A 2,058-nucleotide genomic window follows, 5' to 3' on the forward strand; every position below is an offset into this window, starting at 1 on the left:
GAAAGACAAGCGTTTTCAATCAGTCTGAAAATCAGATAAATAGGACTTTGTCTACACAAAGAAAGGTATGCGTTTATCGCATACCTTTTGTTTTATTTATTAAGTTCAGCATCAATTGCAGCTTTAATGGATTCTAGGCTTGGATTGTCTACAGCCTTACCATTTACAAAAATTGTCGGAGTACCTTGTACCCCGTAATGATTAGCGATTGCAACATCATTTGCTACTTGTTTCATTGTTTCTTTTTTGTACAAGTCCTTTTTGAACTGTTTAACATCTAAGTTTGGAATAACTGATTTCGCTATGCTTGCGAGTTTATCTTGAGTAGCCCAAGTTTTTGTTTCATCTTCTTGTTTCAGATAGATTTCTTCTTGGAACTTCCAAAATGATTCTTTATCATGCTTATAAACCACTTCAGATGCAAGTGCTGCTAAATTAGAATCCTTTGAAATAAAAGGATAGTTGATAAATGAAAAATTGATTAAACCTTTATCAATATAATCTGCTTTCAATTGAGGAAAAACTACCCTATTCCAATCAGCACATATAGGACATTTATAATCTCCGAATTCAACTACTTCAATTTTCGCTTCTTTATTACTTAACGTTGGTTGATCTTTTGTATCAAATCCATTCACTTTAACATCTTTCACGCCAGTAATTGTTGGATAAACAGCTTCAGATTTTTTATCTTGCAATTTTGAAACAAAGAATAAGGCTCCAACTAATACAACTATCCCTACAAATACAGAAATAGCAAACGTTTGATTACTATTACTTTTTTTCTTTTTACTCATTAGTGCTATATTCCCCCTACATTTATGTATTGTATAATATTGTAACATAAAGACTGTAAAGCTAACTATTCATAACACTTAGAACTTAAAAAAGGATATATAGAAAAGCAACAATCTTTAAAAAGTAGACTATATATAATAACAACTTAACATTTTCAAGAAGTAAATACATATTGGAGGAAGTAATTAATTGAAAAAAACAGATATTATTCTCTTAACAGGTTTTTTAGGGAGCGGTAAAACAACACTTTTAAAACAATGCTTACAATCAGAAATTGAAAAAAAGCGAAAAGTTGCTGTCATAATGAATGAAATCGGTAAGATTTCAATCGATTCTCAGGAAGTTCCAGAAGATATTCGATTAAAGGAATTATTGAACGGTTGTGTATGTTGTACGATGAAGGATCAACTTGAAACACAGCTGTTATCTTTAGTTCAAAATAATGAATTAGATTGTATTTATATTGAAACTACAGGTGTAGCAAACACTGTTGATGTCATCGATGCTTGTACGTCAGCGATGACTGTTGAGTCTTTAACAATTAAAGGAGTTCTATCAACGATTGATGCAACAAGATGGAATTCCAAAAATGATTTAAGCCCTGCGATAAGGTACTTATTAATACAACAAATTACGTATAGTGATGTAGTTTTAGTTAATCGAATTGATCAGTTGAGTTCGATCCAAAAAGACCAAGTCAGATCTGATATAAAATTAATTAACCCTAATCTAATTGAAAAAATAGATGACATTTCGAATTTTTTGGATAACTTATCTACTTCAAAAAAGGATATGAAAAACACTCAAATAAATGTTCATCACACTTTAAAAATAAAGACTTATATTCATGAGCAGTACAGTCCTTATAATAAAGCTGCGTTTGAAGAATTTTTAAAAAATGCATCAAATAAACTATTCAGACTAAAAGGCTATATCTCATTTCAAAATGATTCGAACTTATACAATGTTCAATACTCGAATGGATTTATTTCATATGAAAAAGAGCTAATGAAATTGCCAAAAAGACTTGTTTTAATTGGTGAAGATTTAAACAGCAATTTTTATGAAAAAGAATTAAATAAATTAATTTAAATATGTGATCAAATTGATTAATCACATGTTCTAAGTAAAGGATATTTAGATCGTTTTTTAAATAAATACTTTTTTTGAAGAATAAGTTGATTGGAACGAAAGGATGATCACTCCTATGGGAAATGCGGAAAGGCTAAAGACCCCGCAGGCTTGCCGAGGAGGCTCAGG

2 protein-coding genes are annotated in these 2,058 nt (G+C 30.2%); one reads left to right on the forward strand and one right to left on the reverse strand.

Annotation, left to right across the window (positions count from 1 at the left end):
- Positions 1-92: 92 nt before the first annotated feature.
- Positions 93-797 carry a DsbA family protein gene (locus tag B7R67_RS21740; RefSeq protein ID WP_158095170.1) on the reverse strand — a complete coding sequence of 235 codons (705 nt, stop codon included), beginning with the start codon at positions 795-797 and terminating at the stop codon, positions 93-95.
- Positions 798-987: 190 nt separating this feature from the next.
- Here B7R67_RS21740 and B7R67_RS21745 point away from each other — a divergent pair, with 190 nt between their 5' ends.
- Positions 988-1,890 carry a CobW family GTP-binding protein gene (locus tag B7R67_RS21745; RefSeq protein WP_088073081.1) on the forward strand — a complete coding sequence of 301 codons (903 nt, stop codon included), beginning with the start codon at positions 988-990 and terminating at the stop codon, positions 1,888-1,890.
- Positions 1,891-2,058 lie beyond the last annotated feature (168 nt).

The organism is Gottfriedia luciferensis (assembly GCF_002156865.1).
Classification (GTDB): domain Bacteria; phylum Bacillota; class Bacilli; order Bacillales; family Bacillaceae_G; genus Gottfriedia; species Gottfriedia luciferensis.